This window comes from Ruegeria sp. BC5, assembly GCF_056539205.1.
The window spans coordinates 181,468-206,656 of the sequence record NZ_JBQFUN010000007.1 but is presented as its reverse complement, the minus strand read 5'-3'; the positions used below and the strand labels follow the sequence as shown (position 1 = coordinate 206,656).

Genomic DNA, 25,189 nt, shown 5'->3' with positions numbered 1-25,189 from the left:
CGTCGACAAATACTGGTCCCCCGTCAACCGCGTCGACAACGCATATGGCGACCGAAACCTCGTCTGCACATGCCCACCAATGGACGCATACCTCGACGCAGCTGAGTAAATCACACCCCCCGCCAAAAGGCGGGGGGTACACCGACCAAAACAACGCAGCCAAATCAGGCAGGGGGAGGAGAAATGAAACACTATGTCCTCGGCAACAACCACGTACAGTTGGCCCGAACGGCCTCTGAACGGCTGCGAAGTATCGACGTTTTTCTAAACGATCCCGAGGCCGAAGGTTCGGCCGAAATGGTTACCGAGTTTTTTCATGCTCTGAATGATCTTGTCGAAGACCACACCTATGCCGTCACCATTCGGAAAACATCCGAAGCCTTTACTGGCGACCCCCTGTATTGGGCGGGTCGCACTGCGATTTTCTGGGGCGACATTCACAAACCCTGGCACTGCGCCAGACAGGACAAGACCCGCGTTGCGCAGATACTGAATCTGGCGTCACGCTCCATTCTGGTCGGGGGGGCTGCTCTGCTGCTGGCGCACAGCGCGAAGGCTGATGAGCCCCTCGCCGCCATCCATCCGAACTTCTCGGCCGCAGCACAGGAGATCGGGCTTGCCGACTGTCACAAACCCACGCACAAATCACCCGATGGGCGGGTACACAGTGCCGCGACCAAACTGAGCGCCCTGCGCCTGCTGGCGGAATTCGTAGCATTGGACCACGGTGAACATCTAGCCGAAAGTCTACGCGGCTACATTGGCCTGACCGAACCAAAACGCGGCTGTGCAAGCCAGTTGGCCAACCGCCTGATCCAACGGTCCGGGGCTGATCCGATGGTCCGGCAGGTGATCGAAAAGATGCTGAACAATGTCGAAGACCCGCTGAAAATTTCGGACCTGTCGCAGGCGCTTGGGGCCTCGACCCGTCAATTGCAGCGACGTTTTCTAAACAAGACGGGTGTCAAATTGTTAACCACCTATCGCGAGCTGCGGCTTGAGCGCGCCTACAGCTTGCTGCGCTATACCGACATGCCACAGCTTGAGATTTCAACAGCAACCGGGTTTTCATCAGCTTCTGCCCTGGGGCGGGCTTTCAGGGCGCAGTATTCCACCACGCCCGAGGCCGTTCGCAGCTGCCGATTTGCCGGAGAACTTAGGGATCACGGCGCGCTGCACTAACCTGCCAGACACCCCTTGCCGGGCCCGTAGGTCCGGGCCAATCTGCACGAATTCTGCACAACTGCTGCAAAGGTTCTGCGATCTGCCCCTGCAATCTTGAGGAAACTCAAGCAGGAGGCTGATATGCCCAATGAACTAATAATCCGGGGGGTGCCCCGCTCACTTGCCCATGATGGCTGGTGGCTGGCCATTGAAAGTGGCACGTCGGTTGACCCAACGCCCCCGCCTGCGACCCCGGGAAACGTGCTGGACGGCGTCCGAAGGTTTCCGCGGATTACTGCACTGATCCTGCTTGTTCTGCTGGGCGATCTACTGTTCTGGGGCCACAAACCCGGGCTCTCACTGGCCCTCTTCGCTTGGTGCATCTTTGCTGCCGTCTGGGTGAACAAGCCCACCCGCTCAAAACTACTGGTGCCCTCAGCTGTGTTGATGCTGGCCACTCTGCCCTTGGTAGAACATGTCCAGCTTTTGTCGGTGACCTTCCTGATCGCGGGGCTGCTCAGCGCGATCGTGTTGTTGCAAATCCCACCAGAGGTCAAATACCGCAAGCTCCTTCCCTGGCTGGCCGGTGGAGTATTGCGCCTTATCAAAAGGGTTCCGACTGCCGGGCTGAAGGAATGCGCAACGCACGTTCGGGGATGGCGCCGTAAACCGGTAGCACATGGCGAAACCGGCCGTTCAATAGTTCATGTACTCATCCGCAACTGGGCCTTTCCGTTGGGTGGCTTCTTCGTGCTTGGGGCGTTGCTGATCAGTGCTAATCCGGTGTTGGAACATGCTTTAGTCCGAGTGCTTAAGGTCGATTTCGACCTGTTTGTGCTGATCCGCCGGATCGCGTTCTGGGGCGGGCTGGCCTTGTTGATCTGGCCGTTCCTGACAGCCCCCGCGCCGGATGCGCCTATGGCAGCCCCCACCCTAAGCTGGAACATGTCACGCCTGTTGAATGCCGGGTCGGTTTTCAGGGCTTTGGTCCTGTTCAACCTCATGCTGGCGGCGCAGAGCATCATGGACATCTCGATCCTGTTCGGCGCCGCCGCCCTGCCCGAAGGTATGAGCCACGCCACATATGCGCATCGCGGCGCTTACCCCCTGCTGATGACGGCCTTGCTGGCCGGGGCCTTCGCACTGGCGGCGCGCCCCTTTCTTGGGCAAAGCCCAGCGTTGAAACCCTTGTTGCTTGTATGGCTGGCACAGAACGTTTTGCTGACCTTGTCCGCAGCGTTCCGGTTGGACTTGTATATCGACGCGTTTGGCCTGACTTACCTTCGGATCTACGCGCTGATCTGGATGGGGTTGGTGGCAATTGGGTTGGCCATGGTGGCCTGGCAGGTGCAAAGGGGGCGTTCGTCTGTCTGGTTGATGCTGCGGGTCACTATGTTGAGCGTGGGAACCCTCTACATCTGTGCGTTCATAAATTTCGCTGCGCTGATTGCGGCGGATACATTGTCGCGTGCTGCAGATTCGGATACTGCGCCCCGGACCGACTGGATCTATCTGTGTGGCTTGGGGCACTCGGCCTCCAAGGCAATTTCTACCCAGATCACCAAACAGCCGATCATGCACATTCCCGACTGGGCGCAAAGCTGTGTGCATCCTGCCCCAACCCATCCGAACTGGCGCGAATGGGACTTTCGCACTGCACGCGTGAATGGCTATCTTACGGCGAACCCCAAAGGCGAGGCGCAATGAAAATCCTGTTGGTTGATGATGATCCCCGCCTGCGCGATCTGGCTGGTCTGGCGTTGGAACGCGCCGGCTTTCAGGTGATCACCGGCAGCGATGGCCAGATGGCCGTGACCCACGCCGCCCGCGAAGCACCGGATCTGATCGTCCTGGATATTGGCCTGCCCGAGATGGACGGGTTCGAGGTCTGCCGCCGCATCCGCGCCCGATCCGAGGTTCCGATCCTGTTCCTGACCGCGCGCGATGATGAGATTGACCGGATACTGGGCCTGGAAATGGGCGCGGATGACTATGTCACCAAACCCTTCAGCCCGCGTGAGCTGGTGGCGCGGGTGCGCGCGATCCTGAAACGTGCATCCGGGTCGCGATCCAGTCCGACCTTGACCCATGGGCGGATCACGCTGGACCCAGGCGCGCATGTCTGCAGGTTGGACGGAAACGCCATATCGCTGACCGCGACCGAGTTCACTTTGCTGGCCACGCTGGTCGAACGTCCCAGTCAGGTACACACCCGCGCGCAGCTGATACAGGCGGTCTGGGGGGCGTTGTCGCAAGTCTCGGACCGTACTCTGGACAGCCATCTACGCAACTTGCGGGGTAAGCTGGCGCAGGCCGGTTGCACTGGGGTGATCGAAACTGTGCATGGTGTCGGCATCCGCATTCAGGACACCGCGGCATGAGGCGCAAGTGGCGCCCCAGCCTTGCCTTCGTGCTGGGCGGCGCCCTATGCGGCACATTGCTGTTGTCCCTGACCGGGCTGGTTGCGTTTCGGTATCTGGGACCGGAACTGGGCTATCGCAATGCCGCCGTTTTGCTGGCGGTGATCATCACGGCGGCCACGGCTGTTCTAGGCTGGTTGTTGGTGCGGCTATTGCTGCGACCGATCTTTGCGCTGGAACGTTTTGCCACGCAGGTTGTTCGGCACCCCGCCGATCCCCTCTCGCCGCCCTCACGTTTTGGCACTCAGGAGCTTGGCACCACCGCCCAGCGCGTCATCGACATGGCCGAAACCCTGCGCAACCGTGAAACCACAATCCGCAGTTTCTCGGACCATGTCACGCATGAGCTGAAGACGCCTGTTGCAACACTTAGGGTAGCGACGGAATTACTGCGCGATGATGACACGCTATCGGCTGAAAACCTGAGGCTAGTGGACCAGATTGCCGGCGCGGGCGTGCAGATGGAACAGCAGATCGACGCCATGCGTCAGGTAGCCCGCGCGCGCGAGTCGCGTCATGAGGGGGTGACCTGTCTGAACGCGGTGCAAGACGCATTGTGCCGCGATTTTCCCACTCTCGAAATGCGTTTTGACGGCGGCGATCTAATTATCCCGATTGGTTCCAATGGCTTGCTGGTCGTGTTGCGCCAATTGCTCGGCAACGCGCAAGAACATGGCGCGCAGGTTGTGACCCTGTCGGCAACAGAAGACGATACCGAAGTGATCCTGCGGCTTGGCGATGATGGGCCAGGAATTTCCTCCGGCAATAAAGCGCGGGTATTTGATCCGTTCTTTACCACTAAACGCGATCAGGGCGGGACTGGTATGGGGCTGTCCATCGTGCGCAATACACTGCGGGCACATGGTGCGGATATCTCGTTACTACCGACACATGACGGCGCTGCTTTTTCGATCTGTTTCTCGACCAAATAGGCGCAGATCATTCCCAGGATCAGTCAGTGTTCTCGACGGTGCTAGTCGATCCAATCTAATGCGCCCCTGAAGGTCACGCTCAGACAAGATTAGGTTTCAGTCTCGTTTTCTTCGTGGCGCGCACGCCGCAGATCATTGATCATCGCCTTGGCCAGCGAGACACACATCAGCAACAAGACCACGCTAAAAGGCAGCGCACCAATGATCATGGAATTGGTCAATGCCTCAAGCCCGCCGCCCCCGGCCATCAGCAGGGTTCCAATCACCAGCGTCAGCAATCCGCCCCACAAAACACGGTGCATGACCCCGGTTTTTTCGGCCCCGCCGGACATAATCGTGTTCATCACCAGAATGCCGGAATCCGCTGACGTGACCAGAAAGGTCATGGTCAGCACCACGCACATAAAACTGATGATTACCAGCAGATGTCCCGAGATCATCTCGCTGAGCGTCACAAACAGCGTCGCCGTGGTCGAGGCCGCGAGAATGGCGCCATCGGCGTCTCCGTTCAGTTCCAGATCAATGGCCGAGCCGCCCAGAATGGTCATCCAGGCAAAACAAACCAAAGACGGTGCAACCACTGCACCAAGGATGAATTCGCGCACTGTGCGCCCACGCGAGATGCGGGCCAGAAACAGACCGACAAAAGGGGAAAAGGCAATCCACCACGCCCAATAGAAGGTCGTCCAGCCCGATTGCCAGCCGAACAGCCGCCCCGGTGTTCCTGCATCATAGGCGGCCTGCTTTGTCGTATCAGGCAGGTCGGCCACGTCCCCGCTTAACCCTGCCAAAAAGCTGTCACGCGTGTCCCAGGCATCAGTTGCGCCGGGAAACAGCTCGGCCACGAAGGGGGCGGCATCAGGTGGCAGGGCTGCGGCATACTCGGATTGGGACATCGGGGAATGGGCCTGCAGGCTGAGCGGTAAAAAATTGACGATATAGTCCACCAATGCCTGCCCATAGATCCTGATCGCAAAAGAAAACGAGCCAAAGAAAACGAACACCGCCAGAAGAATCAGTGACAGGATCAGATTAAGGTTCGAAAGGTATTTCACCCCTCGCCCCACGCCGGACACTGCCGAAAGGGTCGACATCATCATGACCAACGCCAGCGCCGCAATCAGACCCGCGGTCGAGGGTTTCATGACCCCTTCCATCAACCACTGCGCACTGGTGATCAGGAAGGCGCCGTCGACAAGCTGCGACACTCCGTACCCGATGGTCACCGCCACCCCGAGGATGGTCGCCACCACGCCCAATATGTCGATCACGTGGCCCGCAACCCCGTTGGAATACTCGCCCAACAGCGGCGTCAGCGCCGTTCTGATCGTCAGAGGCATGTCGCGAGTATAGGCGTAATAGGCTAAGCTCAACCCTGTCACCACGTAGATGGCCCAAGCGTGGAAACCTGTATGCAGAAAGGTATAGCGATAGGCACCCTGAATCGCCTCGGCGCTTTTCGGGGCGACCTCACCAGACATGGTAAGCGGATTTGATTCCCACAGGCCCAACGGTTCGGCCGTAGCATACACCATCAACCCAACGCCCAGCCCGGCCCCGAACATCATCGAAAACCATGAGAAGTTGGTGAATTCGGGCCGCTCATCATCACCCCCCAACCGCATACGCCCGGTGGCAGGAAGGAGAGCAACCACAAACAGAAAGAAGGCAAACAACGCGACCGAGAGGTTGTAGAAGACGTTAAACTCGCTCAGCAGCCCGGATTTCCACGATCTCAGCGTGTCATTCGCATTCAGCGGCCAGACCAACGCCCATAGCACCAGCAACGAGACCGTGATCTTGCTGACCAGCGCAATCGGCAGGTTGTAGCCCTTGTAAAACCCGCTGTCCTGCCGTTCGATTTTAAGATCCGTAAAGGGGTCTTGCAGCGACATTTTGCGTGGGCCCACCTCGGTTTCCGTGCCGTTCAGCATCCGAGAAACCCCGGAAGACTGCAACAATTTTCAGGTCTTGCGGGAACTACTCGTTGGCAGTTCGCAACCCAGACAGCCATTCCCGAACGGTCTGAAATGCCGCATACAGCACCGGGATCATAAGCAGACCCAGCGTGCTGTCCAGGATCATGCCAAACAGTACCGGATACCCCACCGAGACCCGCGCCGCCGCCCCTGCCCCGCTGGACAGAACCAGAGGCATAACCCCCACGATGAAACACAGGCCCGTCATCGTCACCGGCCGGAACCGGATTTCAGCCGCCTTTAAGGCCGCGTCCTTAATGCTGGCCCCGCTTTCACGTTGCTGATTGGCAAATTCGACCACCATGATCGCCTTTTTCGCGGCCAACCCGATTAGCAGCACCATCCCCACCTGCGCAAAGATATTGCTGGTCAGGAACGGTAATACCACCAATGGGATCAACGCGCCCAACAGGGCAAAGACCGCCGACGTGATGATCGACAGCGGCAGAATCCAGCTTTCATACAGCACCACAAGAAACAGATAAGCCAAGACCAGCGCCGACAGCATGATGAAGGGCACAAGCCCCTGTGCCTTCACCTCTTGCTGGGTGACACCCGACCAGTCGATCCGAAACCCGTCAGGCAGCGTCTTGTCGGCAATCGCCTGCATCGCGATGATTCCGTCGCCCGAACTGACCCCTTCGGCCAATTGCGCACTGACCGAGGCCGCCGTGAACAGGTTGTAGCGCGGGATCGTGTCCGGTGCGAGGACCGGTTCGCTGCTGACGAAATTGCGCACGGGCAGCGAGTCTCCGGCGCTGTTTTTGACATAGATGTTATCCACGTCATCCAGCGTCTGACGGAATTCGGCATCGGCTGAAATCACCACCCAATAGACGCGCTCGTCCAGTATGAAGTTGTCCACGAAGTACGAGCTAAGATTGGCCTGCAACGCGGTAAAGATATCCGCCACGCTGACGCCTAGCGTCTCGGCACGGTCTCGGTCGATGGACAGCTTGTATTGCGGGCTTTGGGCCGAGAAATCGCCATGTGCACGCGAAAACTCGGGCGCGGCATTCAGGGCGGTTACAAAGCCGTTCATTACCGCATCCAATTGTGCCCCGTCGCCTTTGCCCAGATCCAGCAGTTGGACCGAGATACCCCCCGTCGAGCCCAACCCGTGAATGGTTGGAAAGGGAAACACGTATGAGACCCCCTCTGACAATGTCGCCAGCTGTCGTTCAAGCCCATGCATGATGGCGTACCACTGCAAATCCGGACTGGTGCGTTGATCCCATGGGGTGAGCGTAACAATGGCCATGCCCACATTCGAACGCCCCCCGGCCAGCATGGAATGACCCGAGACCGTTGTGACCGCTGCAACCCCTGGCGTCTGTTCGATCAGCTTACCCACCTGCGCCATGAAGGCCTGGGTGCGCTGTAACGAGGCCCCGTCCGGCAGTTCCATCGACGCCATCAGAACGCCGTTGTCTTCCTGCGGAATCAGGCCGGTGGGCACAGTTTTGAACAGATACACCGTCACGCCGACGGCCCCGGCAAACACCAGCAGCGACACCGCCATATAACGCAGCATCAGCGCCACAAGGCGCAGGTATTGGCGCCGTAACCAGACAATCACTGCCGGAACAATCGCCAGCGGACCGATGGGCCTGCTGTCAGTTTTCAGCATCATCGCGCACAAGACCGGTGCCAACGTCAGGGCGTTCACCGCAGACAGGACAAAGGCAAAGATGATCGTCAGCGCGAACTGGAAATAGATCGTCCCCGTCACGCCCGGAAAGAAGCACACCGGCACGAACACGGCTGCCAGAACAAAGGTCGTCGCCACGATCGGCCGGTTGACCTGAGACATCGCCTTCAGGGTCGCCGCACGCGGGTCCAGCCCCTCATCCCGCAGGATACGTTCGGCGTTCTCGATGATGATGATCGCGTCATCCACCACTAGGGTAATGGCCAGAACCAAAGCGAACAGCGTGATCATGTTGGCGCTGAACCCGATGGCATAAATCAGCGCCACAGCACCCAGCAGCGACACCGGGATTGCGATGGCCGGTACGATGGTTGCACGCAGGCTGGCCAGAAACAGAAAGGTCACCGCAATCACCAGCCCCGCCGTCAGGGCCAGCGTCGTCATGATATCGCGGATCGAAACACGCACCGCGTCAGTAACGTCATAGGTGATCTCATACGACACGCCCTTGGGAAATTTCGCCGACAGATCCTTCATCAAGGCGCGCAGCGAGTCTGAAATCTCAAGCGCGTTGGCGGCGCTTTCCTGATAGACGGCGATTGTGGCCGAGTCGTTGCCGTTCAGCTTGGTCGACCCGGAATATGTAGCCGCGCCCAGCTCGATTCGAGCGATGTCCTCAAGCCGCGTGACTGACCCGTCGGGGTTCGAGACGACAATGATCCGCCCAAATTCCTCGGCATCGCGCAGCAGCCCCTCAGCCCGCAGCTTAAACTGGAAATCGGTTCGTCCCTCGGCAAATGGCGGAGCCCCGACCTGTCCGGCGGCAGCGATGACGTTCTGATCCTCGATGGCGTCGGCAACCTCGGACGCGGTGATATTCAACGCGGCCATACGCACCGGATTGATCCAGACCCGCATGCTGTATTCCAGCTGACCGAATTGCGACACCGTCCCTACCCCCGGCAATCGCTGCAACGGGTCGTGCAGGAAATCAGCACCGAAATTGCTGAGAAACAGCTCATCCCGCGATCCATCGGGCGAGGTCAGGTTGATCACCACAATCATGTTGCCTGACCGCTTGGTAACCTCGACCCCTTGCTGCAATACGGCCGAGGGCAGTTCGGAACTGGCCAGCGCCACGCGGTTTTGCACCTCAACAGCCGCCACGTCGGGGTCAGTGCCTAGCTCAAAGGACACGTTCAGCATATAGGTGCCGTCATTCGAGCTTTTGGACGACAGCGATAACATGCCCGGAATGCCGTTCACACGCTCTTCGATGGGGGTGGCGACGGATTCAAGAATGACCTGCGCGTCCGCCCCCGGGTAAGACGTATCCACATAGATCTGCGGCGGCGTGATATGCGGGTATTCGGTAATCGGGATCAGGCGTACACAGACCGCGCCGAACAGAACCATCAGGATCGCAATCACGGCTGCAAAATGCGGCCTGTCGATGAAGTAGCGTGCGATCAAACCGGCCCCTAACCCTGACTGTCGACCGCTTGCACGACCAGCCCGTCATGTATCTTCTGAAGTCCCTGTACCACCACACGGTCGCCTTCTTTCAGCCCGGATAACACCTGAGTGCGGGTCGCTGTCTGAGTGCCGATCTCGATATTCTGCCGGTGGGTTTTGCCGTCACCGTCGACCGAAAACACGAAATAACCCTGCTTGTCGAACTGCACAGCGTTGCGCGGAACGGTCAGCACTTTGGGCTCCTCTGAACCGGCCAAACCCACGGTCACGAATTGACCGGGGATCAGCACGCCGTCAGGGTTGGCGAAACTGGCGCGTAGCTCAATCGTGTCGGTGTTCTGGCTGACGCTGTCGCCCACGAATATGACTTTGCCCGTGGAGGCATAGGTTTCCCCATCCGCCAGTTTGATGTTTGTGGTCAGTTTGATGTTGCCCGGCGTGATGCGCCCTTTGCGGCGTTCTTGCAGCAAGACCGGCTCGCTGATGTAAAAACTCACCATCATCGGATCAACGCTGTTAACCGTTGCCAAAACTCCGGTATCGGAGCTTACCAAATTGCCCGCATCCACCGCTGACAACCCGATGCGCCCATCAATGGGACTGAGGATTTCCGTGTAATCCAAATCAATCTGCGCGATTTTCAGATCGGCCTTCGCCTCATCCACCGCAGCCTGCCCTGCGGCATAGGTTGCCAATGCCGTGTCCAAAACAGCCTGTGGGACATCGCCCTTATCGAACAGAGCCTGCTGGCGATCCAGCGCCGCCTTGTCGGTCTGCGCGCTGGCCAGCGCGCTTTTCAGCGCCGCCTGTGCGCTGTCCACACTGGCCGCGTATTTCTTCTTTTCGATGCGAAACAGCACATCCCCTTTGGCAACTGTTCCGCCTTCGGTAAAATTGACCTCTTCCAGAAACCCTTCGACACGGGCCTGCAGATCGACGCTTTGATCCGCCACGACCCGGCCAACAAACTGGGCCTTTTTCTGCAAATCCTCCAACGTCACCGGCGCGACGGTCACACTTGGCGGCGGCGCGTCGGACTGGGCCGCTGCCGGGCCCGGCAGAAACAGGGGGATCAATGCGCAAACAAACAGCTTGGTAGGGTTCATCAAGGACCCCCGGTAGTTTGTGATCCCTTCACTATCCCTGCATCCCCCAAACGGTGCAACGGTTTTCTGACAGTCACGGCGCACGCATTTCCCTGCTATATCAATCCCTTTGATACAGGACTTGCCTGTCGCTGATTCTTGGGATTTTCTGACGCCAACCACCAATCAAAAGGCCGGGCCTTCATGAAACTTGAATTCCATCACATCAACTTTGTCTCGGACGATGTTGAGCGGTTGCACCGTTTCTACACTCAGGTTCTGGGGTTAGCCGATATCCCGATCGAGAATTTCCCTCGGCCCGATGAGACCGACGACAAGGGCTATAGCGGCAAGATCCGCTTTGCCACCGACGGGGCCATGCAGATGCATCTGGCCGAAAAGAACCTCGACGTCGCGTTCAAACATGGTGAGACTATCAACCCTGTCGAACGCGGCCACATCGCGTTTCGCACCGATGATATCGAGGCGTTCAAAAAGCTGCTCGACGACAACGGCATTCCGTATTCGGACTATGGCACCGCATTCGCGAAAGAGTGGCACCAACTGTTCTTCTACGACCCCGAGGGCAATATCATCGAGGTTCATCAAGCGGTTTAGCCAGCATCGGAGGTATTGATTGAAACAGGCCGTATTGGTTGTCGACGTCCAACCCAGCTTTGACCCGCCTGATTGGCTGGTCGAGCGCAGCCGTCTGTTGGCGACCAAATTCCCCTCGGTCGCTACCGTTGAACGCCATGACGAGGACAAAGTTCCCTTTTTTCGGCAAATTGGGTGGAAGCCACGTTCTGTCGACGAAAGCCTTGTTCAGGCAGATCATATTGTCCTGAAATACGGCTACAGCCCGCCCCCGGAAGTCATCGCACAATTTCAAAGCTGGAAAGTCGACCGTGTGCTGGTCTGTGGCATCCAGGCCGACACCTGCGTTCTTGCCGCAGGGTTCGCCCTATTTGACGCGGGCCTGCAACCGACCATAATTGCCGATACGGTTGTTGGGTCTTCGCTGGATCGCAGCGGTAAGCTGGGCGTGGACCTGTGGCAGCATCATTTTGGCCAGGTGATTGATAAGCACTCGGATATTTTGTGACGTCGCAATCCCTGTCCGCATCGGAGAGGAGAGCTATTGTGACCTCGAACCCCATTTTAAGAAAAACAGCCTTTGCCATTTTTGTGGCCATCCCTTGTGCAGCATATGCAGAAGGCTTTTCACTGACCGGCCAATACGAAGGGCGCTATGCCTGTGACAGCACCACGGGTGGCGTGCCCTCAAGCTGGTCCGACCCCATGAGCGCCGGGATCGTTCAGGACGGAGACCGCATATCCATCGACCTGCGATACACGGACAAACAAGAGCTTGGGGCTGAATACTCGCTTTATACCGGATCAGTTGTTCTGAACCCCGAGGGCACCTTGGTCAGCGGCTATTTCGAAGCCTGCGGCGGCACTTTCCCGTCGAAAGAACTTGCGCGGTTTTTTCCCGCTGCTGCAAACACGCCATTCAGTTTTTCGGTGACCAGTGTTTGGGCTTCGGATCAGGTGCCAAACCTGCCAGGTCTAACTGTTCAAACCTGCACCTGGAGCCTGCAGCGCGTGTCCACGGAAACACCCACAGTCAGGCCGTGCGAGACGGCAGCTCAATAAGGAAATTTTCAATCTGGACCTATTTCTTAAGTCCAGATGTTTAAATTGGATCCAAAAGACCCATATAGCCGCAATCTTATAAATTAACCGTGCTTGAACAGCGACAATACCCCTGTCAGGCCCCCAATCAAACTGGATGGTCCCGATGAATTTTATTCTACGCGGCAGCCTGGTTACGCAAATCATCATCGGTCTGGTAGCCGGTGCCCTTCTCGCCACCCTCTGGCCCGCTGCTGGTTCAGCCGTCGGTCTGCTGGGTGATTTCTTTGTCGACGCGCTAAAAGCCGTCGCCCCCGTTCTGGTGCTGATCCTTGTCTGCGCCGCAATCACCAACCACAAGAAAGACAGCCAGGCCCGCATGGGGCCGGTGGTGATGTTATACATTCTCGGCACGTTTGCCGCTGCACTGGTTGCAGTGGGCGCCAGTTTCCTGTTCCCCGTCTCTTTGCACCTGACTGGCACGCCCGAGCTTTTGGACGCCCCGGACGGGCTGGCAGAGGTGGTCAAGAACATCCTGCTGAAGATCGTGGACAATCCGGTGAACGCGCTGGCGCAGGCCAACTATATCGGCATTCTCGCCTGGGCCATCGGCCTTGGGCTGGTTTTCCGCCACGCCAGCGACTCGACCAAGACCCTGATGTCTGATCTGGATGGCGCGATCACCAAGATCGTGGCTGCCATCATCCGGGTTGCACCCATTGGTATCTTTGGCATCGTGGCCTCGACCATTGCTGAAACCGGCTTTGAAACGGTTGCCAGCTACGGCCAGCTGCTGTTGCTGCTGATTGGCTGCATGGCGTTTATGGCGCTGGTTGTGAACCCGCTAATCGTGTTCCTGCGCATTCGTAAGAACCCCTATCCGCTGGTCTTCACCTGCTTGAAGGAATCCGGGATCACCGCGTTCTTCATGCGCAGCTCGGCCGCCAATATTCCGGTCAACATGGAGCTGTGCCGCCGCATGAATCTGGATGAAGAGACCTATTCGGTCACCATCCCCATCGGCGCCACAATTAACATGGCCGGTGCCGCCATCACCATCACGGTGATGACACTGGCGACCGTGCACACCATGGGAATTCAGGTCGATTTCTTCTCGGCTCTGTTCCTAAGCATTATCGCTTCGGTTGCAGCCACCGGCGCGTCGGGCGTCGCGGGCGGGTCCCTGTTGCTGATCCCAATGGCCGCCAGCCTGTTCGGTATCGACAACGCAACGGCCATGCAGGTGGTCAGCATCGGATTCATTATCGGTGTTCTTCAGGACTCGGCGGAAACCGGTCTGAACTCGTCCACCGATGTGCTGTTCACCGCGGCAGGATCGTACAAGCAAGGCGATCCCTATCCCCGCAAACTGCCGATGGAGCAAGTCGCCGCCTAAGCGGCCCTGACCCCCCCACAACCGTCAGGTTTTACTCGGCGGTTGTGGGGTCTGCACTACCCCACCCGGCGGCGCGCATTGCCGAAGTCAAATCCCGTACAGGACCTGGATCGGCAAATACCCTGGTTTTCAACGCCCCCAACGGAAAGTTTGGCCAGGTCCTGGCGTATAATTCGGCCAGTCTGCGTGCCTCACCCCGATCACCGTTTCTCCAATGCGCGGCCATCAGATAGGCAGTTGAAATTGGCCCGAATGGGCCGCCGCGCGCGATCGTATTCTCATAGGTTCGGATTGAGCCCGCATAGTCGCCGGTGTGAAACTGCGCCGCACCCAGCGCGTTTCCGGCCACCGACCCACCACCATCTTCAGCCAGCGCCTGATAATGCTGTGCCTGTGAAAGTACGCGTTCAAAGTCAGAAGTATAAAGCGATATCAGGGCGTCAAATTCCGCAATATGTGGATCATTGGGGGCCAGCTTGGTTGCCCTGTGAGTCAGACTGACGGCCTGATCGAAATTGCCAGCAGCGAACTCAGACCATGCTCTGGCAGACAAAGCCCAGGGCGCATCCGGGGCCAGTTCAAGTGCATGGGCGCTGTTCTTATCGGCGGCTGCAAGCAACTCCTCTGCGACAGGATCGTAGAACTGCAAAATGGCAAGCATGGTTTCCACCTGCGCAGCCCCTGCATAGCCGCAGTAATACAGCGGGTCTCGCTGTATAGCCGTTTCAAACACCATCAGAGCCGGGCGGAGTCGTTGTAAATCCACAACCGGAAAAATCAGGTCCTGACCAGCGCTACACAGGTTCATCGCCTCGACCCGTGTCGGAGAAACATCGTAGATCGTGGATTGATCGCCGGTGATCGGTGGCCCATTGCGGCCGCTCAGATGCGTGGTTGCCACATAACCGCCAAGGCCCAGCAGAACCGCTCCAGTCATCGCTCCGACCAGCAGCAGGTTGCGCTTACCTCCAACCTCGGCCGCACCCGACTGAAACTCTGGCGCGTAGCTGCCGACGGGCAAGGTGATGACCACCGGGTCCGACGCGCCTTGCCCCCCGTAATACGCCTTAAGTTTGCGCCGAACGCGACCCGCGTCGACACGCACCACCCCCTCACGCCGGGACAGGTCATCGGTGCTGTAACCGTAGACATCCATGGCAATCGTCTTGGCGCGGATTTCATCCGTGCGTCCGGCAAGCGCCTCGGTCACGACATAGGTCAGAAAGGACTGCATCCGCGCCGAACCCTTGAAATCCTTCGACGCAAGAACCCGATCAAGCGCCGACTGGATCTGTTCCTTTGGGAACGATCCTGCATCCCTCTGCGTGGTATCGTCGGTTGCGGCAGTCAAGAACTATCCTTTCAAGGTAAGGACTTGGCGGCATGCTGCTACGGTAGCATGCGGTTTAATACGTTCAAGACATATTCTTGGACAGGCATGTTTGAATGGCGAATCCAGCGGATGCCGTTACAATGACAGATGATGACTTCTTTGCAGCACAGTTTCCCGGCGCGGCACATCAATTGCAGGCATTGCGCGCGCGGGACAAGGAGTTTGACCAAATCTGCGCCGATTACCACGAGGTACTCCGCGAGTTGGCGCTTGCCCCGCGATCCGCAGGTGGAACGCAGACCCGTTACCTCGCGGATCTGGCCGAAAGTGTCTCGGACCTGCGAAGCAGTATTGAAAAACGGCTGCACGCCCCTGACCGCACAAATGAGTGAAAGGTTGACTATGAAACTCTGTACCCTTCTGCCCCTGCTGATCCTGACCGCCAGCCCGGCCATTGCTCAGGACACCCCAATCATTCACGATGGTGAGTTCGAATACCTGCGCGCGCAGTTCGGCACGGCCTGGGACGCACAGGATGTTGAAATTGACGCCAAGCTTGCCGAAATCCGCGATGCGAATGGCGGCCAACCACCCAATTTCCTTTACATCCTGATTGATGACGTGAGCTTTGGTCAGATGGGCGACCGCAAGATGAACTACGTCATGGGGATCGAGACACCGAACATCAACCAGCTGGCAACCGAGGGTCTGTCGCTGATGCGAATGTATACAGAACCCTCCTGCACACCCACACGCACGGCAATGCTAACGGGCCGCCATCCGGTGCGAGCCGGGGTGGAAGAGGTCAAGGTGGCGCTGGTGGGCGAGGGTCTTCCGGCCTCAGAAGTCACTCTCCCTGAAATCCTGAAACAAGCGGGCTATAACACCGCCCATGTCGGCAAATGGCATCAGGGCGATATCGAACAATCCTACCCCCACAATCAGGGGTTCGACTGGGCCGCCTTCCCCCTGCACCAACAAGTACAGCTGAGCCTCATGACCCCCGAGGCGATGCGGTCCAATGCCATGCTCGGCTATGTACCCGAAGGACAGAACAATCAGTTCCTTCTGGACGCGCGGTTCAAACCCTACGGTCTGGTCACAGGTGTCGAGGCCGAGGCGGGGGGCGTGGCCCGCGAAGTCGACATGGCGGCGGGCGAGGTTTGGACGCAGGTGAAATACGAAGACATGAACCTGCGCTATCAGCAGCAAGCTCTGGAACAACTTCAGCGCGTTGCGGCTGAAGATGCGCCATTCTTCCTGCAATACTGGCCGCTATACCCGCTGAATTTCGTCTATCCCGATCAAGCGATTTCACGCAACGGGGGCTTTCACGCGGACAAGCTACAATTGCTGGACAGCTGGATCGGTGATCTGCTGGCCGCGCTGGAAGAAACCGGCGAAGCCGACAACACAATCGTCGTCCTGATGGCCGACAATGGCCTGATGTATCACTACGAGGGCACCTCAGGCCTGAACCAACTGATCTATCGCGGCGGCAAGACCCAGCATCTTGAGGGCGGCGTACGCACCGATGCCTTTATCCGCTGGCCCAATGTGATCGAAGCCAATAGTGCGGCGGGCGATATCTTTCACGTCTCTGATATCTACACCACAATGGCCCGGATCGCGGGGGCGACTGACTATATACCGCGCGACCGCGTAATTGACGGCATCGACCAGACCGCCCTTTTGCTGAACGGCGAAGGCCACGGACGGCGCGATTATGTCTATGTTTACGAGGGGCCGGTCCTCCGGTCTGTGGTCAAGCAAGAGTTCAAGATGCACCTGCCCGCCCCCGGACAACCCGGCGCTGGCGCACCGACCTACAACATCTATCGCGACCCGCGCGAAGAACACCCGCTGGTGGGGTATTCCCTTTGGGCCGGGGCCTCGTTTCAGGACATGGTCAAACGCCATCAGAAAATGATCGCCAAATACCCGCATTCTGAGATTGGCACTGGCCTGCCCTATGAAGGGATCGAAAACCTGCGTCCGGAATCGGAACTGGCGCGCGAAACCTTCATGAGCTGGCAATGAGGTAAACCGTAGAATTTTAGAAATAAACATCATAATGTTTCAATGTGAGAATACCTCGGCAGCCATAGGCCAAGAGAACATCTTGCATACAAGGGGAGTACGGAATGAAACTGGGATGGTTAATCACCTTATCATCAGGTCTTGTGGCCACATCGGCATTGGCGCAGGAAAACCCCATTCAGCACGACGCCGAATTTTACGTTCTGCAGGCCCAGCACGCCGACCAATGGGCACAGGATGATGCTGCTGTAAACGAAGCATTGGCCGCGTTTAGGGACGGCAACGGTGGCAATCCTCCGAACATCATCAGCGTGTTGATCGATGATTTGGGCTTTGGCGACATGGGCATCCCCGAATTGAACGCAGTGCGGGGCTATGAGACGCCAAACATCAACGATTTCTCGGATCAGGCCATGCGAATGGTGCGTATGTACACTGAGCCATCATGCACGCCGACCCGTGTGGCACAGATGACTGGGCGTTTGCCGGTAAGGATGGGGATGGGCGACACCGCCGTGGATATAGCAGGGTTTGGCTTGCCTGGCGATGAGGTCACCCTACCGGAAGTTTTGAAACAGGCGGGCTATGCCACAAGCCATGTGGGAAAATGGCACATGGGGGACATCGCTGAAAGCTGGGCCATGAACCAAGGCTTTGACTACGCCCAAATGGCCGTACATCAGCAAGGACAACTGACCATTTTCAACGATGATGCCATAAAGGAACAGGTATCTGTCGCGATCCGCGATTATGACGACAAATACACTTTGGACAATTGGTTCAGACCTGATGCATCCGCGATGATGACAGTAATCGAAGGCGAGGCCGACGGTCCGATCCGCGAAATCCGCATGGAAACAGGCGAACGTTGGAATGCCGCCAAATACGACGAGATGAACCAAGCCTTTCAGGACAAAACCCTATCTGAACTTGAGCGTTTGGCCGGCGATGAAGAACCTTTCTTTCTCCAATATTGGCCAATGATTCCCCTGGATAACACGCGTGCTGGTCGTGACGGACCCGAAAGCGCCAACGGCGGGCTGTATGTCGACAAAATGCAGTTGCTGGATCAATGGCTTGGTGACCTATTCGCCAAAGTGGACGAGCTTGGGCTAACCGAGAACACCATCATTGTCGTAATGGGCGACAATGGCCATTTCACCAAGTATTCTCCGCAATCAGGGTTTACCCCAATGATCTTCCGCGGTGGAAAAGCTGACACGACGGAAGGTGGTGTTCGTGTTGATGCCTTTATTCGCTGGCCGGGAATGATTGAAGAAGACGCATTGTTGAACAGCATTGTTCATGTCTCTGATATGTACACAACGTTTGCGCGGTTTGCTGGTGCGGAAGAGTTCATCCCTCGCGACCGGCTTGTCGATGGTGTGGACCAATCAGCCGCACTTCTTTTTGCCGATGAATCCAAAGCACGCCGGGATCACGTGATCATCTACTCGGTCGCCAAGCCCGAAGCTATCGTCAAAGATCAGCTCAAGCTCAAGCTGCCGGGACCCGGTGAAAGCCCGATTGTTGCCAAGTTTTTCGACCTATATCGCGACACGCGTGAGGAGTATTCGGTGTCGACCGAAGTTGGTGCCTGGGGTGGACAGGAGTTCGTTCGGATTCTCGGGCGCCACAATGCGCGAAAGGAAAAATTCCCGGATACTCCTCCGGCCACGGGTGTTCCGTACGAGGGCATCGACAACATCCGCCCCGAGACACAGCAAGCGGTTGAAGCGTTCCTGGTCAAACGCCAATCGTCACAACAATAAGCTTAGACTGCCCGCAGTATTTCCGCGGGCGGCCTTTTCAACTGACAGCAGGTAAGGCGATGGCTGGAAACATAATCTTCGCACTTGGCATAGTGGTGACGCTTGGCATTGGCTTTGTCTATTTCCGCGATCTGGGCGACATCTCGCAAATGCTGTTGAAGGTGAAGCGCGAGAATATGGTGCGGTTCATCCGGCATGAATACCGCCTGATCGGTATCGGGTTGGGTGCATTTGCTGTCTCCACGCTGACCTTTCTCTTTTTGGGTGGCGGGTCGTTCTGGTTGTGGGCTTTGTCTGCGTTGCTGGTGCTGTTCTTTTACGGCTTCCCTTTTGTCTGGGTGCATCTGGGCCTGCGTAACCAGTTGAACGACGCGGCCTTCTTTCCGATCAGCGAGGCCCGCAAATATGTTGGCCCAACCGCGCCGGTCATCGTGATGGATCACAACGGCCATGCCCGCGCGCACCCGGATGCACAGATCATGCGACCTCATCTGGCCGGTGACGTCGATGGGTTGGGCGGTGAAGATGTGGTGATGACCTATTGCGCAATGGCCAACCTCGGCCAGGGATACACCCCACGGATCGAGGGCAAGCGGCTGGACCTTGAGGTGCTGGCCCAGCACGGCAACAACCTGATCCTGCGCGACAATGAATCCGGCGAACCGATCCAGCATATCTATGGCTTCCGCGAGGCCGACCGCGACCCGAACGCAGATGGGCTCGCCTGCCCCCTGCGCCCCGAGGCGCAGATGAAGCCCTGGCCGACCTACCGGATGACGTTCCGAGGATTCCATAAGGCCTTTCCCGACGGCGAAGTCTTTCTGAACAAACCCTCGTCCAATCCTCTGCTGCGGCTGCTGGACATGGTGACCGAGATCACCTTTGGCTGGGGCATCGGCCGCCAGCATCAGGAAGAAGCACCCGTAATGGACAATATGGATCGTTCCGATGACCGGCTGCCCAACAAGACCTATGTCTGGGGGATCACAATCGGCAAGGATGCCGCCTGCTGGACGGATGATTTCGTCACCGACAACAACTGGATCGTCAACGCCACCGTCGGTGGCCGCGATGTCGTAGTCAGTTTGGACCCGAAATACGAAAGCTTGGGCGTGTGGTATAATGACAGTGGTCAGCCCGTTTCACATTGCGATTTCTGGGGTGTGTCGGACCAGGGTCAGTTGCAACGGGTAGAAACTCTGCGGGCCGGAGTATTCTGGCACGTCTGGTCCGAGTTTTTCCCGGACACTGACATAAATCGCGTCGGCTCGGGCGCAACGGACTCTAAGGACGTAGCGGCATAGGACCCATTTCGGAAACACATAATTTAAGACAGAAATAGTGAGGGACAGAATGGTACAAACCAAAAAAACAAGGCTCGGCACCGTCGCAGCGGCCTTACTGATATCCGTGGCAGCACCCACCTCGGCGCAGCAGTCCGATTGGTCTTACGAGGCCACTATCTATCTGTTCATGCCCGAGACCGAGACCAGCATTGAAACCCCTAGGGGTACGCTTGACGCGACACTTAGCTTTACAGACGCGCTGGAAAACCTCGACTTTGCGTTCATGGGCGCGCTGGCGGCAACAAACGGGCAATGGAGCGTGCTGGCCGACTATAACTATACCAACTTGTCCTTTGGCGATACCGGGCCTGGCGGCGGCGACCTTGAAACTTCGGTCAAGACACAGTTCCTGACGGCCTTATTGGGTTACCGAGTGCGTAATGATCCAACCGTCAAGGTGGACCTTGCGGGCGGCTTCAGGTGGTACAGTACCGACACTGATTTCTCGCTGACACCTGTAGGAGGTCCCGCCTTTACCTCTACTGCCGACGAAAGTTGGGTCGACCCAGTGGTTGGGGTCCGGGCACGGTTTACGCTATCCGATTCATGGACTAGCACCGCTTATGTGGATTACGGAGGATTTCGCAGCGGCAGCCAGACCTGGTCGGTTCTGCTGACTGCAGACTACATCATCAACGACAGGTGGATGCTGCGGGGTGGATACCGTTACATATCTTTCGACCACGATATTGACGGCAATGATTACGAATTCGATCAATCCGGCCCGCTGATAGGTGCTACTTACCGGTTCTGAGTGCGCAATCTTTAACAACCTAGGTTACGACAGATGCGCTGTGGCCTCAATCTCAACCATGGCTTCGTCTTCGACCAAACCGGCAACGATGATCATCGACATGGCGGGGAAGTGCCTGCCAAACACCTCTCGGTAGGCTGCGCCGACTTCGGCCTGTTTTGCCAGGTATTCGCTTTTGTCGATGACAAACCAGGTCAAGCGGGTCACGTCGGTTATCTCACCACCTGCGGCTTCGACAATGTCCACGATATTTTGCAGGGCCTGTTTCATCTGGCCAATAAAGCCGCCGTTGACGAATTCCTTGTTCGCGTCCCATCCGATCTGGCCGCCAATATGCAAGGTTCCATCCTTGGTCAGAACGCCGTTCGCATAGCCTTTGGCCGGAAGCCAGCCGTCGGGCTGAATGATCTTATGGCTCATGTCGCGTCCTTTCTGAATGTTTCCAGCTTGCTGCGGATGGTATCTGGCCACGCCTCGGGGCGGCCATCGGTGTTGACGTGGACCAATGTCGCCGAGGTCGTCAGCCGCACCTCGTCCCCACAACGGGCGGTCATCGTGTACCCCGCCGAGCTGTTGCCGATCTGTGAGATTTCAAGTTGGAAAACCAATTGGTCTCCATGGCGGCTGGGTGCGGGAAACTGGGTCTGGATCTGAACAGTTGGTACGGCACCTGCGCGATGCAGATCGTGGAACGGCGCGTTCAAGCCCTGATCAAAGAACGCCTCGACGCAATCATTGATCATCTCGAAGTAACGCGGAAAGAACACGATCCCGGCAGGGTCGCAATGTTTGAACAAGACTTTTTGATGAAACTCAAACGCCATCAGACCCCCACATACTTTTCGGAAATTTCAGGGGTCAGGTCAGTGATGGCACCGGTCCAGACGGTGCGGCCCCTCTCCAGAATGACCGCTTTGTCAGAAACAGCCGCAAGTTCCTTTAGTGATTTGTCGATCAGCAGGATCGCCACGTTGGTCTCTTGCCGCAGGCGGTGCAGCGCTGCCCAGATTTCCTGCCGGACGATCGGGGCAAGCCCCTCAGTGGCCTCATCCAGGATCAGCAGTCGGGGGTTGGTCATCAGCGCGCGACCTATCGCCAGCATCTGCTGCTCTCCTCCCGACAGGGAAACCGCCCGTTGCCCCTGCCGTTCACCCAACCGGGGAAACAACTCGGTCACACCACGCAGGGTCCAATCCCCTGGACATGCCGCCGCAATCAAGTTTTCACGCACAGTCAGGTCGGCAAAACAGCGGCGCCCTTCGGGCACCAGCCCCACGCCTTTGCGCGCGACCTTGTAACTGGGCAGCGCATGCAGGTCCTGACCGTCCAGCGTCAGCGTGCCGTCTGACCGGATCATCCGGCAAATGGCCTTCACCGTGGTGGTCTTACCCATCCCGTTCCGCCCCATCAGGGCAGTGACCTCACCCTGCGCAATCTCAAGACCCACACCAAACAGGGCCTGACTGACACCATAAGAGGCGCTGAGGTTTTCTATCCGCAGCAGACTCATGCCTCGTCCCCCAGATAGGCGTCGCGCACCTCGCGGCTGGTGCGGATTTCGTCCGCCGTGCCCGTGGCGATGACCTTGCCATAGACCAGCACGCTGATCCGGTCGGCCAACGCAAAAACCGCGTCCATGTCATGCTCGACCAGCAAAATGGGCGCTTCCTGCCTCAACCCGTCAAGAAAACCCGTCAGTCGTTTCGACCCTCCGGCACCAAGCCCGGCCATTGGCTCGTCCATCACAAAGGCTTTGGGGGACAAGGTCAAAGCAACTGCAACCTCCAATTGCCGCCGCTGACCATGGCTGAGGTTGGCACAGCGCGTATCGCGGTCATCGCTGAGGCCCACGCGCTCCAACGCTGCCTCGGCCCGCTCGCGCAGCGCGGGTCGTTTCAAGGCAGGTCGCCAGAACCGCCAAGCCATATGCTCGGCCCCCATCGCGCCCAGCACGGCGTTTTCCAGAACAGTATCTTCCATGCACAATTGGGAAATCTGAAAGGTGCGCCCCAGCCCGGCCCGCGCCCGCGCCTGCGTGCTATGCCCCGAGACATCTTGACCATTCAGCAGGACCCGCCCGGAATCTGGCTGCAACCCACCGCAAATCTGTTGGATCAGCGTCGATTTGCCCGCCCCGTTTGGGCCGATGATCGCATGGATTTCGCCGGGTATCAGGTCAATCGACACGTCGTCCGTGGCCTTGAGTGCGCCAAAGCTTTTGTTCAGGTTCAGCGTGGAAAGGACGGGATCAGACATGTGCCCCCTCTTTCCCGGTCAGCAGACCGATCAGCCCCCCACGCCCGAACAACACAATGCACAGCAGGACCACGCCCAGGTAGACGTGCCAGAAGTCAGTTAGCTCGCCCAAAAAATGTTCCAACGCGACAAAGACGCAGGCCCCGATGACCGGCCCCATCAAGCGCCCCACCCCTCCGATGATGATCAGCACGATCAATTCACCCGACAATTGCCAACTGAACATCGTGGGGGAGACAAAGCGGTTCAGGTCTGCAAACAGCGCGCCTGCCAACCCGGTGATTGCCCCCGAAAGGACAAAGGCCAACAGCTTCAACCGCATCGGGTTCAGGCCCACGGTCTCAACCCGAGTGGGCGTCTGACGCGCCGCGTTCAGCGCCAATCCGAAGGGTGAGCCCTGAAGGCGGGCGAACAGAAATAGCACCACACAAAGCAGCGTGAAACAGATGCCATAGAACTGGATCGGTGCTAGTGTGTTCAGACCAGGAAAGTCGTTGCGGACATAGATCGACAGCCCATCCTCACCCCCGTACTGCGCCCAGGAGATCGCGAAGTAGAAAAACATCTGCCCAAAGGCGAGCGTGATCATGATGAAATACACCCCGGACGTGCGCAGCGACAGCAGCCCGATAAAGAACGCGACAATCCCTGAAAGGATCATCGCCACCAGCCAGATCACCGGCATAGCTTTGGTGCCATCGGTGGTGAATAGTCCCAGATCAAGCGCCGTGTAGGTCTGCGCGTGATAGGCAAGGATGCCCATCGCGTACCCTCCGATCCCAAAGAACACTGCATGACCAAAGCTGACCATGCCGCCGATCCCAAGGATGATGTTCAACCCCACAGCCGCCAGCGCAAGGATCACCGCCCGCGTCACCAATGTGATCGTAAAGGGTTGATCAGCCACAACGGCCCAAAGCGGCAACACCAGCAGGCCCAAGATCATCGCGGCATTGAGGTATTTTTCATTCAACCTCATGTGCGTGCTCCGAACAACCCGGTGGGTCGCCAGATCAGCACCAGCCCCATCAGCACGTAAATCCCCATAGAGGCCAGCGCTGAGCCGCTTTTCTGTGCCGCGCCATTGTCCATGAACAGCTTGAACAATTCGGGCAGGAACACCCCGCCCAGCGTGTCGGTCAGCCCGACCAGCAGCGCGCCGATAAAGGCACCACGAACTGAACCGATCCCGCCGATGACAATGACCACAAAGGCCAGGATCAGCACCGGTTCTCCCATCCCGACCTGAACCGATTGAATCGCCCCGACCAAAGCGCCAGCCAATCCGGCCAGCGCCGCGCCCAACGCAAAAACCAGCGTGTAGAGTTTCGAGATATCGACGCCCAGTGCCGCGATCATCTCACGATCATTCTCTCCCGCTCGTATTTGAATGCCTAGACGGGTGCGTTCAATCAGCGCCCAAAGACCCACAGCCACGGCTAGCCCGATGCCAATCAGGGTCAGGCGATATAGGGGGTATTCGATCCCGCCCGGCAAAATGACAGGTCCGGACAGCGCGTCGGGAATGTCCAGAAACAGCGGAAAAGAGCCAAAGACCCAGCGTGTTCCTTCAGAAAAGATCAGGATCAGCGCAAAGGTGGCCAGCACCTGATCCAGATGCGGCGCGTTGTACAATCGCCGGATCACCACCATCTCGACAATCGCTCCGGCCAGCGCTGCGGCAGCCAGGGCCGCAACCAGCGCCAGCAGGAAAGACCCAGTTGCGCCCGCCACAGCTGCCGCTGCAAAAGCCCCCACCATATACAGCGAGCCATGGGCCAGATTGATAAGACCCATCACGCCGAAAATCAGCGTCAGGCCAGCCGCCATCAGGAACAGCATCACACCGAACTGCAGCCCGTTAAGGATCTGCTCGATAATCAGGATCGAGGACATGGGAACTCCGGTGGTCTGCCCGCCCCGCAATCGGGGGCAGGCAGAGGGTCA

23 protein-coding genes are annotated in these 25,189 nt (G+C 57.9%); 13 read left to right on the top strand and 10 right to left on the bottom strand.

Translation table 11 applies throughout. The features are described 5' to 3' along the window. Nucleotides 1-183: 183 nt before the first annotated feature. The 4 genes from ACR0LY_RS16165 to ACR0LY_RS16150 all read left to right on the top strand — a co-directional run bounded on the left by ACR0LY_RS16165 (nt 184) and on the right by ACR0LY_RS16150 (nt 4,516). On the top strand, nt 184-1,182 hold the full coding sequence (locus ACR0LY_RS16165; protein ID WP_170350950.1) for a helix-turn-helix domain-containing protein: 999 nt from the start codon (nt 184-186) through the stop codon (nt 1,180-1,182). Between the two features lie 123 nt (nt 1,183-1,305). Continuing rightward, nucleotides 1,306-2,871, top strand: coding sequence for a DUF4153 domain-containing protein (locus ACR0LY_RS16160; protein WP_170350949.1), 1,566 nt, complete (start codon nt 1,306-1,308; stop codon nt 2,869-2,871). After that, entirely contained in the window at nt 2,868-3,545 is a 678-nt protein-coding gene (locus tag ACR0LY_RS16155; protein WP_170350948.1) for a response regulator transcription factor, read from the top strand. The genes ACR0LY_RS16160 and ACR0LY_RS16155 overlap by 4 nt, the downstream gene beginning before the upstream one ends. Continuing rightward, a complete protein-coding gene (locus tag ACR0LY_RS16150) occupies nt 3,542-4,516 on the top strand; it encodes a sensor histidine kinase (RefSeq protein ID WP_170350947.1) in 975 nt (324 codons plus the stop codon). The genes ACR0LY_RS16155 and ACR0LY_RS16150 overlap by 4 nt, the downstream gene beginning before the upstream one ends. 89 nt (nt 4,517-4,605) lie before the next feature. On the opposite strand, the gene ACR0LY_RS16145 is transcribed toward ACR0LY_RS16150, so the two are convergent. The 3 genes from ACR0LY_RS16145 to ACR0LY_RS16135 form a co-directional block, all read right to left on the bottom strand. Further along, nucleotides 4,606-6,411, bottom strand: a complete 1,806-nt coding sequence (locus tag ACR0LY_RS16145; protein ID WP_170350955.1) for a BCCT family transporter — start codon at nt 6,409-6,411, stop codon at nt 4,606-4,608. Between the two features lie 85 nt (nt 6,412-6,496). Beyond that, complete coding sequence (locus ACR0LY_RS16140; RefSeq protein ID WP_170350946.1) at nt 6,497-9,619, bottom strand: efflux RND transporter permease subunit; 3,123 nt, start codon at nt 9,617-9,619, stop codon at nt 6,497-6,499. 8 nt (nt 9,620-9,627) lie between these two features. After that, nucleotides 9,628-10,728, bottom strand: a complete 1,101-nt coding sequence (locus tag ACR0LY_RS16135) for an efflux RND transporter periplasmic adaptor subunit (RefSeq protein ID WP_170350945.1) — start codon at nt 10,726-10,728, stop codon at nt 9,628-9,630. A gap of 183 nt (nt 10,729-10,911) precedes the next feature. Here ACR0LY_RS16135 and ACR0LY_RS16130 point away from each other — a divergent pair, with 183 nt between their 5' ends. The 4 genes from ACR0LY_RS16130 to sstT all read left to right on the top strand — a co-directional run bounded on the left by ACR0LY_RS16130 (nt 10,912) and on the right by sstT (nt 13,741). Further along, nucleotides 10,912-11,325 (top strand): VOC family protein, encoded by a 414-nt coding sequence (locus ACR0LY_RS16130; RefSeq protein ID WP_170350944.1) that lies wholly within the window; start codon nt 10,912-10,914, stop codon nt 11,323-11,325. 19 nt (nt 11,326-11,344) lie between these two features. Beyond that, nucleotides 11,345-11,812, top strand: a complete 468-nt coding sequence (locus tag ACR0LY_RS16125) for a cysteine hydrolase family protein (RefSeq protein ID WP_170350943.1) — start codon at nt 11,345-11,347, stop codon at nt 11,810-11,812. 38 nt (nt 11,813-11,850) lie between these two features. After that, nucleotides 11,851-12,366 (top strand): hypothetical protein, encoded by a 516-nt coding sequence (locus tag ACR0LY_RS16120; protein WP_170350942.1) that lies wholly within the window; start codon nt 11,851-11,853, stop codon nt 12,364-12,366. 145 nt (nt 12,367-12,511) lie between these two features. Further along, complete coding sequence (sstT, locus tag ACR0LY_RS16115) at nt 12,512-13,741, top strand: serine/threonine transporter SstT (RefSeq protein ID WP_170350941.1); 1,230 nt, start codon at nt 12,512-12,514, stop codon at nt 13,739-13,741. A 31-nt stretch (nt 13,742-13,772) separates the two neighbouring features. Here sstT and ACR0LY_RS16110 read toward each other — a convergent pair whose 3' ends face one another. Next, nucleotides 13,773-15,092 (bottom strand): tetratricopeptide repeat protein, encoded by a 1,320-nt coding sequence (locus tag ACR0LY_RS16110; protein ID WP_170350940.1) that lies wholly within the window; start codon nt 15,090-15,092, stop codon nt 13,773-13,775. Nucleotides 15,093-15,187: 95 nt separating this feature from the next. On the opposite strand from ACR0LY_RS16110, the gene ACR0LY_RS16105 reads away from it, so the two are divergent. From ACR0LY_RS16105 to ACR0LY_RS16085, 5 genes are all read left to right on the top strand, one after another. Beyond that, on the top strand, nt 15,188-15,466 hold the full coding sequence (locus ACR0LY_RS16105) for a hypothetical protein (protein WP_170350939.1): 279 nt from the start codon (nt 15,188-15,190) through the stop codon (nt 15,464-15,466). Beyond that, nucleotides 15,459-17,114, top strand: coding sequence for a sulfatase-like hydrolase/transferase (locus ACR0LY_RS16100; protein ID WP_480641137.1), 1,656 nt, complete (start codon nt 15,459-15,461; stop codon nt 17,112-17,114). The genes ACR0LY_RS16105 and ACR0LY_RS16100 overlap by 8 nt, the downstream gene beginning before the upstream one ends. 104 nt (nt 17,115-17,218) lie before the next feature. Next, nucleotides 17,219-18,886, top strand: a complete 1,668-nt coding sequence (locus ACR0LY_RS16095) for a sulfatase-like hydrolase/transferase (protein WP_170350937.1) — start codon at nt 17,219-17,221, stop codon at nt 18,884-18,886. A 59-nt stretch (nt 18,887-18,945) separates the two neighbouring features. Continuing rightward, on the top strand, nt 18,946-20,190 hold the full coding sequence (locus tag ACR0LY_RS16090; protein WP_170350936.1) for a DUF3179 domain-containing (seleno)protein: 1,245 nt from the start codon (nt 18,946-18,948) through the stop codon (nt 20,188-20,190). A gap of 49 nt (nt 20,191-20,239) precedes the next feature. After that, nucleotides 20,240-20,986 carry an outer membrane beta-barrel protein gene (locus ACR0LY_RS16085; protein WP_174820538.1) on the top strand — a complete coding sequence of 249 codons (747 nt, stop codon included), beginning with the start codon at nt 20,240-20,242 and terminating at the stop codon, nt 20,984-20,986. Between the two features lie 24 nt (nt 20,987-21,010). Here ACR0LY_RS16085 and ACR0LY_RS16080 read toward each other — a convergent pair whose 3' ends face one another. From ACR0LY_RS16080 to ACR0LY_RS16055, 6 genes are read right to left on the bottom strand one after another with little or no spacing between them, the layout of a single operon-like run. Further along, nucleotides 21,011-21,406 (bottom strand): RidA family protein, encoded by a 396-nt coding sequence (locus ACR0LY_RS16080; RefSeq protein WP_170350935.1) that lies wholly within the window; start codon nt 21,404-21,406, stop codon nt 21,011-21,013. Continuing rightward, nucleotides 21,403-21,810 carry an acyl-CoA thioesterase gene (locus ACR0LY_RS16075; protein ID WP_170350934.1) on the bottom strand — a complete coding sequence of 136 codons (408 nt, stop codon included), beginning with the start codon at nt 21,808-21,810 and terminating at the stop codon, nt 21,403-21,405. Before ACR0LY_RS16075 ends, ACR0LY_RS16080 begins: the two co-directional genes overlap by 4 nt. Then, a complete protein-coding gene (locus ACR0LY_RS16070) occupies nt 21,810-22,496 on the bottom strand; it encodes an ABC transporter ATP-binding protein (protein WP_170350933.1) in 687 nt (228 codons plus the stop codon). The genes ACR0LY_RS16075 and ACR0LY_RS16070 overlap by 1 nt, the downstream gene beginning before the upstream one ends. Continuing rightward, entirely contained in the window at nt 22,493-23,242 is a 750-nt protein-coding gene (locus ACR0LY_RS16065) for an ABC transporter ATP-binding protein (protein WP_170350932.1), read from the bottom strand. Before ACR0LY_RS16065 ends, ACR0LY_RS16070 begins: the two co-directional genes overlap by 4 nt. Next, entirely contained in the window at nt 23,235-24,221 is a 987-nt protein-coding gene (locus ACR0LY_RS16060) for a branched-chain amino acid ABC transporter permease (protein WP_170350931.1), read from the bottom strand. The genes ACR0LY_RS16065 and ACR0LY_RS16060 overlap by 8 nt, the downstream gene beginning before the upstream one ends. Next, nucleotides 24,218-25,138: a branched-chain amino acid ABC transporter permease gene (locus ACR0LY_RS16055; RefSeq protein WP_170350930.1), complete on the bottom strand. Its 921-nt coding sequence runs from the start codon at nt 25,136-25,138 to the stop codon at nt 24,218-24,220. Before ACR0LY_RS16055 ends, ACR0LY_RS16060 begins: the two co-directional genes overlap by 4 nt. Between the last annotated feature and the right edge of the window lie 51 nt (nt 25,139-25,189).

Excerpts from the sequence above, each read along its gene's own strand:
- ACR0LY_RS16100 (WP_480641137.1), top strand. The coding sequence starts at position 15,459 with ATGAGTGAAAGGTTGACTATGAAACTCTGTACCCTTCTGCCCCTGCTG.
- ACR0LY_RS16135 (WP_170350945.1), bottom strand. The coding sequence starts at position 10,728 with ATGAACCCTACCAAGCTGTTTGTTTGCGCATTGATCCCCCTGTTTCTG.
- sstT (WP_170350941.1), top strand. The coding sequence starts at position 12,512 with ATGAATTTTATTCTACGCGGCAGCCTGGTTACGCAAATCATCATCGGT.
- ACR0LY_RS16165 (WP_170350950.1), top strand. The coding sequence starts at position 184 with ATGAAACACTATGTCCTCGGCAACAACCACGTACAGTTGGCCCGAACG.
- ACR0LY_RS16155 (WP_170350948.1), top strand. The coding sequence starts at position 2,868 with ATGAAAATCCTGTTGGTTGATGATGATCCCCGCCTGCGCGATCTGGCT.
- ACR0LY_RS16055 (WP_170350930.1), bottom strand. The coding sequence starts at position 25,138 with ATGTCCTCGATCCTGATTATCGAGCAGATCCTTAACGGGCTGCAGTTC.
- ACR0LY_RS16105 (WP_170350939.1), top strand. The coding sequence starts at position 15,188 with ATGGCGAATCCAGCGGATGCCGTTACAATGACAGATGATGACTTCTTT.
- ACR0LY_RS16145 (WP_170350955.1), bottom strand. The coding sequence starts at position 6,411 with ATGTCGCTGCAAGACCCCTTTACGGATCTTAAAATCGAACGGCAGGAC.
- ACR0LY_RS16060 (WP_170350931.1), bottom strand. The coding sequence starts at position 24,221 with ATGAGGTTGAATGAAAAATACCTCAATGCCGCGATGATCTTGGGCCTG.
- ACR0LY_RS16130 (WP_170350944.1), top strand. The coding sequence starts at position 10,912 with ATGAAACTTGAATTCCATCACATCAACTTTGTCTCGGACGATGTTGAG.
- ACR0LY_RS16070 (WP_170350933.1), bottom strand. The coding sequence starts at position 22,496 with ATGAGTCTGCTGCGGATAGAAAACCTCAGCGCCTCTTATGGTGTCAGT.
- ACR0LY_RS16085 (WP_174820538.1), top strand. The coding sequence starts at position 20,240 with ATGGTACAAACCAAAAAAACAAGGCTCGGCACCGTCGCAGCGGCCTTA.
- ACR0LY_RS16080 (WP_170350935.1), bottom strand. The coding sequence starts at position 21,406 with ATGAGCCATAAGATCATTCAGCCCGACGGCTGGCTTCCGGCCAAAGGC.
- ACR0LY_RS16095 (WP_170350937.1), top strand. The coding sequence starts at position 17,219 with ATGAAACTGGGATGGTTAATCACCTTATCATCAGGTCTTGTGGCCACA.
- ACR0LY_RS16150 (WP_170350947.1), top strand. The coding sequence starts at position 3,542 with ATGAGGCGCAAGTGGCGCCCCAGCCTTGCCTTCGTGCTGGGCGGCGCC.
- ACR0LY_RS16065 (WP_170350932.1), bottom strand. The coding sequence starts at position 23,242 with ATGTCTGATCCCGTCCTTTCCACGCTGAACCTGAACAAAAGCTTTGGC.
- ACR0LY_RS16090 (WP_170350936.1), top strand. The coding sequence starts at position 18,946 with ATGGCTGGAAACATAATCTTCGCACTTGGCATAGTGGTGACGCTTGGC.
- ACR0LY_RS16160 (WP_170350949.1), top strand. The coding sequence starts at position 1,306 with ATGCCCAATGAACTAATAATCCGGGGGGTGCCCCGCTCACTTGCCCAT.
- ACR0LY_RS16075 (WP_170350934.1), bottom strand. The coding sequence starts at position 21,810 with ATGGCGTTTGAGTTTCATCAAAAAGTCTTGTTCAAACATTGCGACCCT.